The 13546-nt window shown below is 57.4% G+C and carries 12 protein-coding genes; 2 read left to right on the top strand and 10 right to left on the bottom strand.

The genetic code is table 11. The features are described from left to right. Positions 1 to 64 precede the first annotated feature (64 nt). Positions 65 to 997 carry an AEC family transporter gene (locus ACQUQP_RS14510; protein WP_432695747.1) on the bottom strand — a complete coding sequence of 311 codons (933 nt, stop codon included), beginning with the start codon at positions 995 to 997 and terminating at the stop codon, positions 65 to 67. A 268-nt stretch (positions 998 to 1265) separates the two neighbouring features. On the opposite strand from ACQUQP_RS14510, the gene ACQUQP_RS14505 reads away from it, so the two are divergent. Then, the gene (locus tag ACQUQP_RS14505) at positions 1266 to 3122 is read left to right on the top strand and encodes a bifunctional sugar phosphate isomerase/epimerase/4-hydroxyphenylpyruvate dioxygenase family protein (protein ID WP_432695746.1); all 1857 of its coding nucleotides are present in this window, start codon (positions 1266 to 1268) and stop codon (positions 3120 to 3122) included. Between the two features lie 111 nt (positions 3123 to 3233). On the opposite strand, the gene ACQUQP_RS14500 is transcribed toward ACQUQP_RS14505, so the two are convergent. Then, positions 3234 to 4073: a sugar phosphate isomerase/epimerase family protein gene (locus tag ACQUQP_RS14500; protein WP_432695745.1), complete on the bottom strand. Its 840-nt coding sequence runs from the start codon at positions 4071 to 4073 to the stop codon at positions 3234 to 3236. Positions 4074 to 4094: 21 nt separating this feature from the next. Next, positions 4095 to 4910, bottom strand: a complete 816-nt coding sequence (locus tag ACQUQP_RS14495) for a hypothetical protein (protein ID WP_432695744.1) — start codon at positions 4908 to 4910, stop codon at positions 4095 to 4097. A 276-nt stretch (positions 4911 to 5186) separates the two neighbouring features. Here ACQUQP_RS14495 and ACQUQP_RS14490 point away from each other — a divergent pair, with 276 nt between their 5' ends. Continuing rightward, complete coding sequence (locus ACQUQP_RS14490) at positions 5187 to 5870, top strand: GntR family transcriptional regulator (protein WP_432695743.1); 684 nt, start codon at positions 5187 to 5189, stop codon at positions 5868 to 5870. Positions 5871 to 5876: 6 nt separating this feature from the next. Here ACQUQP_RS14490 and ACQUQP_RS14485 read toward each other — a convergent pair whose 3' ends face one another. The 7 genes from ACQUQP_RS14485 to ACQUQP_RS14455 form a co-directional block, all read right to left on the bottom strand. Beyond that, a complete protein-coding gene (locus ACQUQP_RS14485; RefSeq protein ID WP_432695742.1) occupies positions 5877 to 6788 on the bottom strand; it encodes a helix-turn-helix domain-containing protein in 912 nt (303 codons plus the stop codon). Positions 6789 to 6846: 58 nt separating this feature from the next. Beyond that, on the bottom strand, positions 6847 to 8133 hold the full coding sequence (locus tag ACQUQP_RS14480; RefSeq protein ID WP_432695741.1) for a TRAP transporter large permease: 1287 nt from the start codon (positions 8131 to 8133) through the stop codon (positions 6847 to 6849). Continuing rightward, a complete protein-coding gene (locus tag ACQUQP_RS14475) occupies positions 8130 to 8642 on the bottom strand; it encodes a TRAP transporter small permease (RefSeq protein WP_432695740.1) in 513 nt (170 codons plus the stop codon). The genes ACQUQP_RS14480 and ACQUQP_RS14475 overlap by 4 nt, the downstream gene beginning before the upstream one ends. A gap of 17 nt (positions 8643 to 8659) precedes the next feature. Then, positions 8660 to 9688 (bottom strand): TRAP transporter substrate-binding protein, encoded by a 1029-nt coding sequence (locus ACQUQP_RS14470; protein ID WP_432695739.1) that lies wholly within the window; start codon positions 9686 to 9688, stop codon positions 8660 to 8662. Between the two features lie 122 nt (positions 9689 to 9810). Continuing rightward, complete coding sequence (locus ACQUQP_RS14465; protein WP_432695738.1) at positions 9811 to 10803, bottom strand: aldo/keto reductase; 993 nt, start codon at positions 10801 to 10803, stop codon at positions 9811 to 9813. Positions 10804 to 10878: 75 nt separating this feature from the next. Beyond that, the gene (locus tag ACQUQP_RS14460) at positions 10879 to 11829 is read right to left on the bottom strand and encodes a Gfo/Idh/MocA family oxidoreductase (protein WP_432695737.1); all 951 of its coding nucleotides are present in this window, start codon (positions 11827 to 11829) and stop codon (positions 10879 to 10881) included. A gap of 253 nt (positions 11830 to 12082) precedes the next feature. Next, positions 12083 to 13306: a LysR family transcriptional regulator gene (locus ACQUQP_RS14455; protein WP_432695736.1), complete on the bottom strand. Its 1224-nt coding sequence runs from the start codon at positions 13304 to 13306 to the stop codon at positions 12083 to 12085. Positions 13307 to 13546: the final 240 nt, after the last annotated feature.

The raw sequence follows: 13546 nt of genomic DNA, 5'->3' as shown, positions 1-13546 counted from the left end.
GATATAAAAAAAGGCCGGTGGGCAATTGCTCACCGGCCTTTTCTGTTCTCGGGGGAGGCTGCGTTCAGGTCAAAACGCTGAGAAGCGCGGTGATGGTGAAAAAGGAGGTCACTGTGGTTAACAGCAGTATGCTGGCGCAGATGCTGCTCAGGCCGTAGCTGCTGCCGATGATGGGGAAGATGCTCATCATCGGCATGGCGGCGATCAGTAATACCGCCATTTCCAGATCGCTGTCGAAAGGAGGCCAGAGCCAGAGGGCAAAGGCAACAAGCAGCGGGTGCAGCAGTAGCTTTGCACTCACTACGGTGCCTATACCGTAAAGATTGCCGCGGATCTGTGTGCCGACCAGCGAACCGCCGATCACAAACAGGGCGGTTGCAGCCGAGGCGCGGGCAAGCATATCCAGGCTCTGGTTAACCATCTCCGGCAGTTGCAATGACAGGGAGGAGAACAGCAGGCCGCTGGCGATGGCTATGATAAGGGGGTTGCGGATGATGCGTGAAAATACCGACAGCCAGATGCCGGCCAGGCTGCTCTTTTCCGAACGTCGACCTGACTCGATGATAATCAGTGCCAGCGGCAGGATGAGAATGTTCTCCACCATGATCGACAGGGCAAATGCCTGGGCTATCTGTGTATCGAACACCTGCAGCAGTATCGGAAAGCCGATAAAGGCGCTGTTGGGGATCGACATGCCTATCCCCATTACGCCGCTTTCGATCAGCGGTTTTCGCAGTACCAGCTTATTGATACCGATGCCGATAAGCAGTGCCAGCAGTGACCCCAGCGCATACACCGACAGGTAGTTGGGCTCGATAACCTGACCGAAATCCATTCGGGAAATGGTGCTGAACATCAGTGCCGGCAGAGCGAAATAGAGTACGAAGCGGCCAAGGCCAGGAATCGCCTCCTGGGGCATCAGGCGAACCTTGACGGCCAGGTAACCCAGGCCGATCAGCAGGAATATCGGCGCGGTGATTGATAAAACAGCGAGCATCTTTCTCTCCATGAAACAGGTAGCCCGCAGACGGGCAGGGGCGGCCCACCATTCTTACCCTTATGCCCGGGATTGTGAAATAACCTTTATGTCAGGTCGATTCAAAATTAAGAGCTGCTAGTTTTTTATTCAAGTGTTATCTAATTCATTTGATTGGGTAAAAAGAAAAATATAGGATATTTTTATTTTTGCCGATTCCGGCGCGGTTGGCAGGCGTTGCATATACTGTCTCCCAGCTGACAGCCATCAGTTAGATGCGAGGATAAGAATGAAGAAGGCACTAGCCACTGTAACCCTGTCCGGCTCCTTGCCCGCCAAGCTGGAAGCGGCCGCCGCTGCCGGGTTTCAGGGTATAGAAATCTTCGAGAACGACCTGACCCAGTTCAATGGATCACCGGCCGATGTGCGCCGCATGGCAGAGGATCTGGGGCTTGAGATCATCGCTCTACAGCCTTTCCGTGATATGGAGGGGATGCCGGAGCCCTACCGTAGCCAGAAGCTCTATTACATCCAGCGCAAGTTTGACCTGATGCACGAGCTGGGCACCGATCGCCTGCTGATGTGCAGCAATGTGTCGCCACTGGCCAGCAGCGATCGTGCCCAGTGCGCTGCTGACCTGCATGAAATCGCCGAGATGGCATCGCGTGAAGGGCTCAGGGCCGGTTACGAGGCGCTGGCCTGGGGGCGGTATATTGCCGACTACGAGGATGCCTGGGATCTGGTCAAGCGTGCCGATCATCCTGCGCTGGGTATCAACCTGGATACCTTTCACATGTTCGCCCGTGGCAATACGCTGGACTGCCTGCGTGATGAGATACCGGTCGACAAGATTGCCCTGGTCCAGGTAGCGGATGCGCCGATCATGCAGATGGATGTGCTGCAGTACAGCCGCCATTTCCGCTGCTTCCCGGGACAGGGCGACCTGCCAGTGGTTGAGTTCGTGCAGTGCCTGAAGGACAAGGGCTTCGACGACTACCTCTCCCACGAGATCTTCAATGATGAATTCCGCTCCTCCTCGCCGAAAGAAAAGGCGATCGATGGTGTGCGTTCCCTGATCTGGCTCGAAGAGCAGACCAGTAAGACAGAGGAAGCGCCCGAGCCGGAAATTACCGATGTGGAGTTTGTGGAGTTCGCGGTCGAGGGTGATAGCGGCGAGGAGCTGGTCAAGCTGCTGCAGAGCCTGGGCTTCCGTGAAACCCATAAACACCGCTCCAAGAACGTGAGCCTGATGCGCCAGGGTGACATCAACCTGGTGCTGAACCGTGAGCCGGAGAGTCTCGCCCGTGAGCACTTTCAGCTGCACGGGGTGTCGGTGTGCGCACTGGCATTGGCCACCAATGATCTGAAGGCGACGCTGGATCGAGCCGAGCGTTATCAGCTGTCCCGCTTTGCCAATCAGGCCGGGCCGGGTGAGCTGAACATTCCTGCCGTGCGTGGCGTGGGCGATAGCCTGGTTTATTTTGTTGAGCGTGGCGGCAAGTTCCGCTTCTTCGATATCGACTTCATTCCGGTGACGGATAGCGGAAAGGGTCTGGGTCTTGGTCGCATCGATCACCTGGGACAGTCGGTGGCGAACACCGATTTTCTGTCTGCTTCGTTCTTCTACAAGTCGCTGTTCGATTTCAGCATCGAGCCGAGCCAGGATCTGCCGGATATTTACGGTCTTGTGGTGAGCCGCACTGCGGTAAGTCGTAACGGCAAGGTGCGTATCCCGATCAATATGAGTGAGGCGCGCCAGGCATCGCCGCAGCGCTTTATTCAGCGCTCAAGGGGCTCCGGCTTCCAGCAGGTCGCCTTCGAGTGTGAGGATATCTTTGCCGCGGCCTCCGGCGTGGATCAGGACAAGGTGCTGCCGGTACCGGCGAACTACTACCGCGATATCGAAGCGAAATTCGCGCTGGATGCGGAGCTGCTGGAACGGTTGCAAAGCCTCAATGTGCTCTACGATCGCGATGAAAACGGCGGTGAGTTCTTCCATTTCTACACTCAGGAGACACACGGCGTGTTCTTCGAGGTGGTGGAGCGCAAGGCCGGCTACAGCCGCTATGGTGAAGCCAACGCGCATATCCGTTTTGCTGCCCAGTCGCGTTTTTATGAGGTATCGGATCAGGACGATTTTTCCTGATCAGTCACAGCATGGCCAGGGCGTCAGGATAAGTGATGCTTGTTGCGAGGAAAGAAGCCCGGTCTTTTGATCGGGCTTCTTGTTTATTGCGCGGGACCTGTCTGAGCGGTGTTAATGCCCGATGCGTTCGAGTATCCACTCCCTGGCATGCACGGCGTGCTGGATCGATTCCTCAGGTGACAGGGCAAGATACTTGTCGTTGTAAACGTCGAAGATGAAATCGCCCGTGTAGCCCTTGCCGAGACAGTAGCTCACCAACTCGCTGATCGCGACACCGTGGCTGCCTTCACCGGGATAAAGGCGGTGGTGGCGGGCGATGTTTATCTGATCCTCCATCAGCGGGACCGAGGTGCTGGCGAAATCGGAAAGCTGCACCAGGCTGATCGCTGAGGCCGGTATATCTTCAAGGCTTTGCGGGCTGTTCATCTGTGCCAGTAACTGATAGCTATCCAGCACCAACCCCAGATTGCTGTTGTCTGCGCGCTGTATGACCTCCCAGGCGGCAGCGTAATTACTGACGCTGGGTGACCAGGAAAGCGGCTTGAAGCCGATGCGGATCCCTTTCGGGATGGCCAGGGTTGCGAGGGCGCGCAGATCGGAAGCGACCCGCTCGATGTCCAGCTTCATCTGTGTAGAGGTGGCCGGGGTCACAATCAGCAGTTTGCAGCCCAGTTTGCTCATTAGCTGCAGGTAAGACTTCGCCAGCTCCATCTTATAGGCCAGTATCCGGCCGGAGTGGCCGCCGAAATCCTTCACCTCCTGCAGCGCGCTGATTTTGAGTCCGCTCTGTTTGACCCGCTGGATCGATCCTGAAACGCCTTCAGCGGATCCTGACAAATCAAGAGCGCCGAGTTCTACTGCACTGAAACCTGCATGTTTAATCGCAATGAGCTTTTCGTCCAGGCTGCCGGTAAGGCTGAGTGTGCTGATGGCAAAGTTGGGGCTTTGCATGTTGGTTGGCTCCAGACCCGCCTAGCGGGAGATGAATACGCGAAAGGAGAGGGCAGCAGAGGGCGGTATGACTTCGAAACGATCCCCGTCGCCTGCTGCTTTGATGCTCAGCCCCTGGCTGGCGAAATGCCGCTGGGTTGCCGCAAGATCGGCTGCGCTGAACTCCACGGCGCCGATCCGCTCGTCAGCAAGGTCGGCCGCGCCGCTGCCATCCAGTTGGATGCGGGTCTGTTTATCCAATGCCAGGCAATCTTCACTGACCGGTTCAAACCCAAACAGCTGACGGAAAAAGTCGCGCCAGTCGGCGACGCGCGCGGGCTCCATCGTCAGGGTCAGGCCGGTGATGGCGTTAAGCAGCCCCGGATCCTCGCCCGCATCCGGCAGCGGTTTAAAGTCGATGTCATAGATGCTTATCCCTTCGGCATAGCGATCTATCAGATAGATCTGTGAACCGCCGATCGACTCGATGGCCGGTATGTTCAGCTCCATGGCGCCGGCCGAGGTGCCGCTCTCCCAGGCGCCGCGCCCGAGCAGGTTTTGGTAGGTACTGCTGGCGTCCTGGGTGTTCAGGGCCAGGGCGCAGGCCGAGCTGCCGTGAATCGAGGCGTACTCGGCGGCAAAGCTGCCTTCGGTAGCATTCACGACCAGGTTGATGCTGCCCTGCTGGTAGAGTGTTACCGCTTTGCTGCGATGTCTGGCGCGCGGGATGAAGCCCAGTAGGCGTAGAAACCGGTCCGTTTCCTGCGGCTGGTCTGTTGCCAGTTCTATAAACTCCAGGCCTTCAATCCTGGGAGGGGTGTCCTGGCTGCCGCTGCGTTCGAAATAGTGTTCAGGCATGGGGCTGCGGGCTCCGTTCTGTCACCGGTGGTTAGGTTCAATTCAGTATAGGCGCCGGAGTCAGCGAGTGGTTCTGGCGGTCGCTTATGTTGGATGACTAATGATATAAAATATTTTAAGTCCTATCTAATATAAAAAATAGCATCTAAATTGGTTTTGTCCGGTATGTGGCTTTCTGTAATACTCTTTAGCACTTGGCTGAGGCTGCCGGAGAGTATCGACTAGCCGCAGCCAATCGCTATCCCAGGGTTTTGCTGCAATCTTCGAGTACAGACGATGGATGCTGACGACAGTCCAGATAACAACAGTACCTATACACAACTGAGAAACGACATTCTTGATGGTTCCATCGAGCCCTCCAGTAAGCTGTCTATCGCCCAGCTAAGTGGCCGCTATAACGCGAGTGCCGCACCGGTGCGCGAATCGCTATCGCGTCTTGCCGCAGAAGGGTTGGTGGTACGCAAAGGGCAGCGCGGCTACTGGGCGGCACCCGTGTCGGTGGATGAGTTCGTGGATGTGGCGCGCCTGCGCGAGATGCTGGAGGTGGATGCCTTCCGCCAGTCGATCCGGCACGGTGATCTGGACTGGGAAGCCAATATAGCCGGTGCCCGGCATCGGGAGCTGACAGTGCGCCGCAATGCGGAGGGGCATTACAGTGAGCACGCCGGTGAGCTGATCAGGGAAAATCGCCGCTTCCACATGGCCCTGATATCGGGCTGTCCGTCTGTGTGGCAGCTGAGGTTTATCTCCACGCTCTATGACCAGTCCGAGCGTTTTCGTCGCCTGTCACTGATCAGCCTGGCCGATACCCAGCCGGGAGGAGATGAGCACGAGGCGATCGTGGAAGCCGCCTTTCAGCGTGATGAGGAAAAGGCCTGTGCGCTGCTCAAAGCCCATATCGAACGCTCCAACCTGCGGGTGATCGAGACACTCTTTCCTGAGCGCAGTGGCGGGAAATAACTGTACCTAGCTGCGGTCGCGCATCTCTCTGAAGGACACCGGTGCAACACCGGTACGTCGTTTGAAGAAGCGGGAAAAATAGGCCGGATCATTAAACCCCAGGTCGTAGGCGATCAGGGAGACAGGTACCGAGGAGTAGATCAGCATGCGCTGTGCCTCCAGGGTCAGCCGATCATGCAGCAGCTCGCTGAGGGTCTTGTCTGCGACGGCGGCACAGGCCCGGTTCAGTGATGTGGTGGTGGTGTGAAGCTCCTGGGCGTAGAAGGACGCCGGCTTATGCTCCCTGTAGTGCTGTTCCACCAGCTGGGTGAGCAGGCGGTAAAGACGCTCGTAGTGGCCTTCATCCCGGTCGCGTCGGCTCGCCTGGATGCGTCGGCCCACTTTTAGCAGCAGTGAATAGAGCAGCCACTCAAACATCTGCTTTTTGCCGGTGCGACGGTCGTGGTATTCCTCTTCCATCTGGGTGATAAGTTGGCCGATAAACTCGGTATCGCCAGGGTGCTCTCCCAGGGGAACGATCTGCGGCGTGTACAGCATCTCCTCAACGAACGGGAAGTCGCGCTGGAACTGCTCATCCATGATCACCAGCTGGGAAACGGTGATCACCGAACCGTTGGTGTCATCCCGCCCAAACTCAAAGCCATGTACCACGGAAGGGGGGATGGTAATGATGCAGGGGGCGATCTCGCTGCGCTCTTCACCATCGATATGGACCCGTACCTGCCCGGTGCGAACATACACGAGCTGATACATGCGTGGGTGGGTATGGATGTTGATAGTCCAGTCGAAAAGACGGGCGCGGCTTGGAATATCCTCGATATGGATAAACTCGGGATCGTCGGCGGACTGAGCTTCGCTATAAAGCGCGTAGTTGGAAATACTGCGCGGAGAGGCTTTGCCGAGGGGTGTTGTTTTCATGTCCCTCACCCGTTGGAAAGGCCGGGAGCATTGCGCTCCCGGCCAGTCGTGACAAACCCTAGAGCAGGCCGAGGGCCAGCGCCGGGAAGGCGATGATCAGTGCAAGACGTACGATATCGGACAGTACGAAAGGCAGAACACCCTTGTAGATCGAACCGATTGAGACATCGGGCGCAAACGCCTTGATGACGAACACGTTCATGCCCACCGGTGGTGTGATCAGGCCAAGTTCCACGGTGATCACGGCAACGATACCGAACCAGACCGGGTCAAAGCCGGCCGCCTGTACCAGCGGATAGACCACCGGGACGGTCAGCAGCAGCATGGCGATACTGTCCATGACGCAGCCGAGCAGCATGAACAGGATCAGCACGCTGATCAGGATCATGAACGGCGTCAGGTTCAGGCTGTCAACGAAGCTCACCAGTTCAAACGAGATGCGGGATACGCTCAGGAAGTAACCGAAGATCTCTGCACCGATGATCATAAAGAAGATCATGGCGGAAGTGATCATGGTTTCCTGCAGGGCCTCGCGGAACTCGGCGAAGTTCATGCCACGCCAGATGGCCACGATCAGGGTGGCAAAGGCGCCGATGGCAGCCGCTTCCGTCGGTGTGAAGATACCGGTATAGATACCGCCGATGATGATGGCGAACACGCCGGTGAACGGGATCAGGCCCTTCAGACCCACCAGTTTCTCACGGAAGGTGGTCGCTTCACCGGGCGTTGCCAGTTCGGGCTTGAACTTGACCAGGAGGCTGATGGTAACGCAGTAAAGCACCAGTCCGAGAATACCCGGGATCATGCCGGCGATGAACATATCGCCCACTGATTGCTCGGTGATCAGAGCGTACAGCAGCAGTGCGATGGACGGCGGAATCATGATGCCGAGTGTACCGCCTGCCGCCAGGGTGCCGGTGGCCAGAGAGTCGGCATAACCGTGTTTCTTCATCTCCGGCAGCGCCACGCGGGACATACTCGCAGCCGTTGCCACGGAAGAGCCGGAAATGGCTGAGAAGATGCCGCAGGAGAGGATCGCCGCCAGCGAAATGCCGCCACGCCAGGCGCCGAACAGTGCTCGGGCACCCGAAAACAGCTGATCAGACATCTTCGCGCGTGAGGCAAACACACCCATCATGATAAACATCGGGATGGGGCTGAAACTGTAGTTGGACAGGGTTTCAAACGGGCCGTTTTCAAGAATGGCCATCGCCGGATCAAAAGCGATGATCCAGGAGAAACCGACAAAACCGATGGTCGCCATGGACAAGGCAATAGGTGCCCGCAGCGCCATCATGACCAGCATCAGGCCGATGCAGATCAAACCTATAGTGGCAGAGCTCATGCGCTAAACCCCATTGCAGTGCAGAAACGCTGTTTGGCGACCAGCAGGGCGCGGATGGCCAGCATCGCAGTGGCAAACATCGTCAGTGCGTAGATGTAGTTCATCGGGATCAACAGGTCCTGGGTGGTGGTACCACTCATGACCGCCGCGTGGATCGCCTCGTAGAAGCGCACCGTCATACCGGCGCCGAGCAGGGTGTAGCCGAGAAAGTAGATCCCCTCAAGGAACGACTTCTGGCGCTCGCTGAGGCGCTCGGTGAACAGGTCGACAACCACCTGAGAGCGGTCCACGCAGTAGGGCAGCGCGAACAAAATGGTAAACAGCAGGCCGTACTTGATGATCTCGATCCCACCGATAAAGGTGAGATCGATGCCGCCGTCAGTCACTTTAAAGACGAAGCGTGTGGTGACGTCCAGAAGGACAGTCACCATCATCGCAACGATTAGCACTCCGCTTATCTGCTGCATCACGGACGCAACAGCATCGACCAGGCGCGTAATCTGTTTCATGGGTTACTCCGTTCCTGTTACTGGCAGAGCTCTGCCAGTTCCATGGTCCGTGCGTACACGTCACGAGCGGGCAATCCTTTTTCTTCCAGCTCACTCAGGTAGGTTTCAGTCGCTGCATCAAGCACCGGTTTCCAATCCGGGTTCTCACCGCCACCTTCAATGGTAACGATGGTGTGACCTGCGGCAACAGCGTCTTTACGGCCTGCGGCGTCCAGTTCGTCGAATACCTTACCGGCCTTGTCGGCCCACTTCATACCGGAGTTGTCATCGATAACCTTTTTCAGGTCATCCGGCATGGAGTTGTAGACGCGGTTGTTCATGGTAACCACGAAGGAGAGGCTGTACAGACCACCGATTTCGGTGTGCGTGTTGGCCAGTTCGTTCAGGCGGAAAGACTTCATACCTTCCCACGGCAGGGCGACGCCATCGATAACACCGCGCTGCATGGACTGGTAAGACTCCGGTGCCGGCATGCCGACCGGCTGGGCTTCCAGGCCTTCAAGCAGGTTCGCGACCACGGCGGTCGGGCGGCGGATGCGCTTGCCTGCCAGGTCGGCCGGCTTCTCGACCACGGTATCCTTGAGGTGGAAGTGGCCCTGGCCGTGGGTGAACATGAACAGCGGTTTGGTGTCCTTGTATTCGTCAGCGATCAGACCTTCGTCATACAGCTTCTGAATGACGCAGGAGCCCTGCTGCGCGTTCTTAACAACGCCCGGCAGTTCGACGACCTGGGTCAGCGGAAAACGGTTAGCCGTGTAACCCTGAACAGTAGCGGCCATATCAGCGATGCCGTTTACGGTGGAATCATACAGTGCCGGCGGTTTGGCCAGGGTTGAGGAAGGATACATCTCTACGGCGATGCGGCCATTGGACTCTGCCTCTACGGTTTTCGCCCACTCCTGGAATACGTCCTTGCTGACATCAGCAACAGCCGGGAAGAAGTGTGCAAAGCGGAGGGTGTAATCCGCAGCCAGTGCCTGGCTGGCACCAAAGCTGGAGGCTGCGATTGCAGCGGAGAGTACGGCCGTTTTCATAGTTGTTTTCATGGTTTTCGCCTCGTGTCGTTTAAGCCTTTCCTAGCTTTTGTTGTTGTTATGGCTGTTATCGTTAAGTTGGATTTGTTGTTGGGGTACCCTGAGGGCCTGGTTACAGACCTCATGGTGCTTCATCAAAACTGTTCAGTATCGATCTCTTTCTGCTGCGCTTCGCTGTAGCGCGGGCCGTGAACGGTGCTCTGGTTGATCAGGGCGTTCAGTCGGTCCAGTGTGGCAGCGTCGAGAGAAACGGTGTCGGCGGCCAGGTTTTCCTCCATGTGAGAGGCGAACCGTGTGCCGGGAATAGGTACGATGAAATCGCCCTGTGCCTGAACCCAGGCCAGTGCCAGCTGAGCCGGGGTGCAGCCCGCGGTTTCGGCGATCTGGATGTATTCGTCGAGCAGTTTCAGGTTTTCCGCGTAGTTGTCCGCGTTGAAGCGCGGCATGTTGTTGCGGATATCCTTGGCTTCCAGCGTGCTGACGTCACGCAGGCTGTTGGTCAGAAATCCGCGTGCCAGCGGGCTGAAAGCGACAAATGCGGTGCCGGTGTTGCGGCAATGCTCAAGTACCGCAATCTCAGGGTTGCGGGACCAGAGTGAGTATTCGGTTTGCAGCGCGGCGATGGGGTGTTCCTGCTGCGCGCGTGCGAGGGTGGTGGCGGATACTTCGGACAGGCCGATAGCGCCGATCTTGCCTTCGCGTACCAGGTCGGACAGAGCGCCTACGCTCTCTTCAATCGCCACATTGGGGTCGAGGCGATGAAGGTAATACAGGTCGATGGTTTCAGTCTGCAGACGACGCAGGCTGGCTTCGCACTGGCGCTTGATCGTTTCCGGACGGCCGTTGATCTCTTTCTTGCCAGTCTCCTGGCTGATCTCCATGCCGCACTTGCTCGCCAGGAAGAATGACTGACGCTTCTCTTTCAGCGCCTTGCCTACCAGGGTTTCATTCTTGCCGCCGCCGTACAGGGTGGCGGTGTCGAAATGGCGGTAGCCCATATCGAACGCGGCATGCAGCGCATTGATCGCTTCGTCTTCCGCCACGGGTGTGCCGTAGGCGTGGGAGAGGTTCATGCAGCCCAGGCCGATGCCGGGGTTGGAGAACTTCTGATCCAGAGTCGTAGTCATCAGTGCGGACCTCTTCGCTGCAGGGTGTAACGGGAAGTAACCGGCCCCGGGGGGAGGGGCCGGTCAGTAGCGTGCTTAGCTTTCAGCCAGGCACTGCTCCAGGCGGTTCAGTGTTTCCATTGCTGGCAGGCACTGAACTACGCTGGAATTGGGTTCACGGCCTTCTTTGACTGCGGCGATAAATTCGCGGTCCTGCAGTTCGATACCGTTGTTGGAAACCGCAACGCCAGTCAGATCAACCGGGTTTTCGTTGCCATCTACCAGGTCATCATAACGGGCGATGTAGGTGCCCTTGTCACAGATGTAACGGAAGAAGGTGCCGAAAGGACCATCGTTGTTGAAAGACAGGGACAGGGTGCAGATCGCGCCGCCCGGTACTTTCATGCCGATGCTCATGTCCATGGCGATACCCAGGTCCGGATGGTGCGGGCCTTCCAGAGCCTGGACTTTCTCAGCGGTTTCGCCGGTCTGGTACTGGAACAGGTCAACGGTGTGGCAGGCGTGGTGCCACAGCAGGTGGTCGGTCCAGGAGCGGGCCTGACCCTTGGCGTTGGTGTTGGTGCGGCGGAAGAAGTAGGTCTGAACGTCCATCTGCTGAACTTTCAGTTCGCCAGCCATGATCTTGTTGTGGATCCACTGGTGGCTCGGGTTGAAGCGACGGGTGTGGCCCGCCATGGCAACCAGACCGGTCTTCTGCTGCACTTCGACCAGTTTACGAGCGTCTTCGATGTTGTCTGCCATCGGGATCTCGACCATGACGTGCTTGCCGGCTTCCAGACACTGGATAGCCTGAGAAGCGTGCATCTGGGTCGGAGTGGCCAGGATAACGCCGTCTACGTCGTCACGGGCCAGGGCTTCAGCCAGGTCGGTGCAGTAGTGGGGCACGCCACGCTCTTCGGCGAAGGCACGGATCACATCTTCTTTGGTGCCAACAACTGAAGTGACTTCAGCGCCTTCGATGGCGGCGATGGCATCCATGTGTTTCATACCGAACGCGCCGGAAGCGCCTGCGACACAAAGTCTCATCTGATTATCTCCTAAGCGGGTTCATTCTCTAATACTTATAGGGGATGGTGGAGTTGTTTCTCCAGACACCCGGCAATTCAAGGTCTTATGGGCCCCGGCCCGTGATTTCGGCCGGTGTTTCAGCGGTACTACTCTTGCCCAGAGTACAGACCTATTCGCTTTGGTGAATTCAATGTAGCACCGCCTGCGGGATATTGGATAATTGATTAAGTATAAGGGGTATTCAAAAAAAGCAAATTGAGATGCCGGTTTCTTATAGATCGTCATATTGCTGTGCAGCATTTCGCAGCATATCCAGAAACGCTTTCTGGGTCGGTGTGGCCTGCCAGTTGCGGCGCATGGTGATGCCGATGGGGCGGCGCGTATGGCTCAGGGCGAAGGGGATTACCCGGAGCAGACCCAGGGCCCGTTCATGCTCGATCTGGTGGCTCGATATCAACGTCAGCCGGTCGCTTCCAAGCAGCAGCTCACGGATAAGTATTTGCGAACTGGTTTCCACCAGGCCGCTGGGCGTCGGAATACCGCGGTCAGTAAACAGCGTATCGAAGAAAACGCGAGTGGGTGCGCCGGCCCGGGGAACAACCCAGGGATAGGTCGCCAGGGTTTCCAGGTCCAGCTGGCGGGCATACTCCAGCGGATGACCGCGGCGGCCGACGATGGCCAGGGGCGGGGCGATCAGCTCCTCCTGCAGGATATCGTCTGTGGGTGGCGGGAAACGCAGGGCGCCGATCAAAAAGTCCAAGTCACCGTGGCGCAGGTGGTTGAGCAGATCTGTGTAGGGCGCATCGACGATATTGAGGCCGACCTTGGGGTGTTGTTTGGCAAATTCGCTAATCACCGAGGGCAGAATCGACGTACGCGCCAGTGGCATGCTGCCGAGAACGATTTTGCCCACCTCGCGTGATTGCAGGGCGCTGATTTCGTAATAGCCCTGGTGGATCTCCGAGAACCCCAGCTTGGTGGCTCGCGCCAGCGCCTTGGCGGCTTTGGTGGTGTTTATACCGGTGCTGGTCTTTTCGAACAGCGGCACTTCCAGCAGCTGTTCCAGTTCACGGGCGGCGCGGTGCAGTGAAGATTGGGACACGCCCAGGTTACGACTGGCTATACTGAAGTTCTCCGCTTCGCTGACCGCCACCAGCGCCTTCAGTTGGGTAGTTGTCAGCAGTGGTAGCAGGCTGGTCTGTACGCTGTGACTGCGGCTGGAACGGTTTTTCAATGCTTCCATGGCGCCCTGTTCGATGTAGTCGAGGCAGCGGCGTATGCGGTTATGCCAGACACTGCCGGCGGGTGTTGGATACATACCATCGGAGTGTCGCTCGAACAGTTCGGCCTGGAGAAGCTGTTCCAGTTTCGCGATCGCCTGGGTGATGGCGGGCTGGGACAGAAAAACCCTCGGTGCGGCCTGGCTGATGCTCTTGCAGGCGGCCACTTCGAGAAATACCCGAAGGTGTCTGAGGTTGGGGATGGTGAGGTCCATAACAGCTTCCAGAAAACTTGATTTTGTAGGTGCTATATCAAAATCTAATAGCTATTCGGTCAAAATGAAATAGCCAGTTTGCATTGCTGGCATCAATACTGGTCGCATGTGTGATGTCGGCGGTGGGCCTTATGTCGCTTCCACCGCCGCTCTCAGGGACTGATGAAACTGAGAGTGGTGGGCGCCGATAACTGCGAAAACAAACCTTCAGCGTGATTTCCGCGCGTGAGCAGAACAAGA

Origin of the sequence: Marinobacterium sp. YM272 (assembly GCF_050908845.1) — a bacterium.
In the GTDB taxonomy this organism is placed as follows: domain Bacteria; phylum Pseudomonadota; class Gammaproteobacteria; order Pseudomonadales; family Balneatricaceae; genus Marinobacterium_D.
Note: the sequence above shows the minus strand (reverse complement) of the source record. Positions and strands in the feature narration are given on the sequence as shown.

Excerpts from the sequence above, each read along its gene's own strand:
- ACQUQP_RS14510 (WP_432695747.1), bottom strand. The coding sequence starts at position 997 with ATGCTCGCTGTTTTATCAATCACCGCGCCGATATTCCTGCTGATCGGC.
- ACQUQP_RS14505 (WP_432695746.1), top strand. The coding sequence starts at position 1,266 with ATGAAGAAGGCACTAGCCACTGTAACCCTGTCCGGCTCCTTGCCCGCC.
- ACQUQP_RS14500 (WP_432695745.1), bottom strand. The coding sequence starts at position 4,073 with ATGCAAAGCCCCAACTTTGCCATCAGCACACTCAGCCTTACCGGCAGC.
- ACQUQP_RS14495 (WP_432695744.1), bottom strand. The coding sequence starts at position 4,910 with ATGCCTGAACACTATTTCGAACGCAGCGGCAGCCAGGACACCCCTCCC.
- ACQUQP_RS14490 (WP_432695743.1), top strand. The coding sequence starts at position 5,187 with ATGGATGCTGACGACAGTCCAGATAACAACAGTACCTATACACAACTG.
- ACQUQP_RS14485 (WP_432695742.1), bottom strand. The coding sequence starts at position 6,788 with ATGAAAACAACACCCCTCGGCAAAGCCTCTCCGCGCAGTATTTCCAAC.
- ACQUQP_RS14480 (WP_432695741.1), bottom strand. The coding sequence starts at position 8,133 with ATGAGCTCTGCCACTATAGGTTTGATCTGCATCGGCCTGATGCTGGTC.
- ACQUQP_RS14475 (WP_432695740.1), bottom strand. The coding sequence starts at position 8,642 with ATGAAACAGATTACGCGCCTGGTCGATGCTGTTGCGTCCGTGATGCAG.
- ACQUQP_RS14470 (WP_432695739.1), bottom strand. The coding sequence starts at position 9,688 with ATGAAAACAACTATGAAAACGGCCGTACTCTCCGCTGCAATCGCAGCC.
- ACQUQP_RS14465 (WP_432695738.1), bottom strand. The coding sequence starts at position 10,803 with ATGACTACGACTCTGGATCAGAAGTTCTCCAACCCCGGCATCGGCCTG.
- ACQUQP_RS14460 (WP_432695737.1), bottom strand. The coding sequence starts at position 11,829 with ATGAGACTTTGTGTCGCAGGCGCTTCCGGCGCGTTCGGTATGAAACAC.
- ACQUQP_RS14455 (WP_432695736.1), bottom strand. The coding sequence starts at position 13,306 with ATGGACCTCACCATCCCCAACCTCAGACACCTTCGGGTATTTCTCGAA.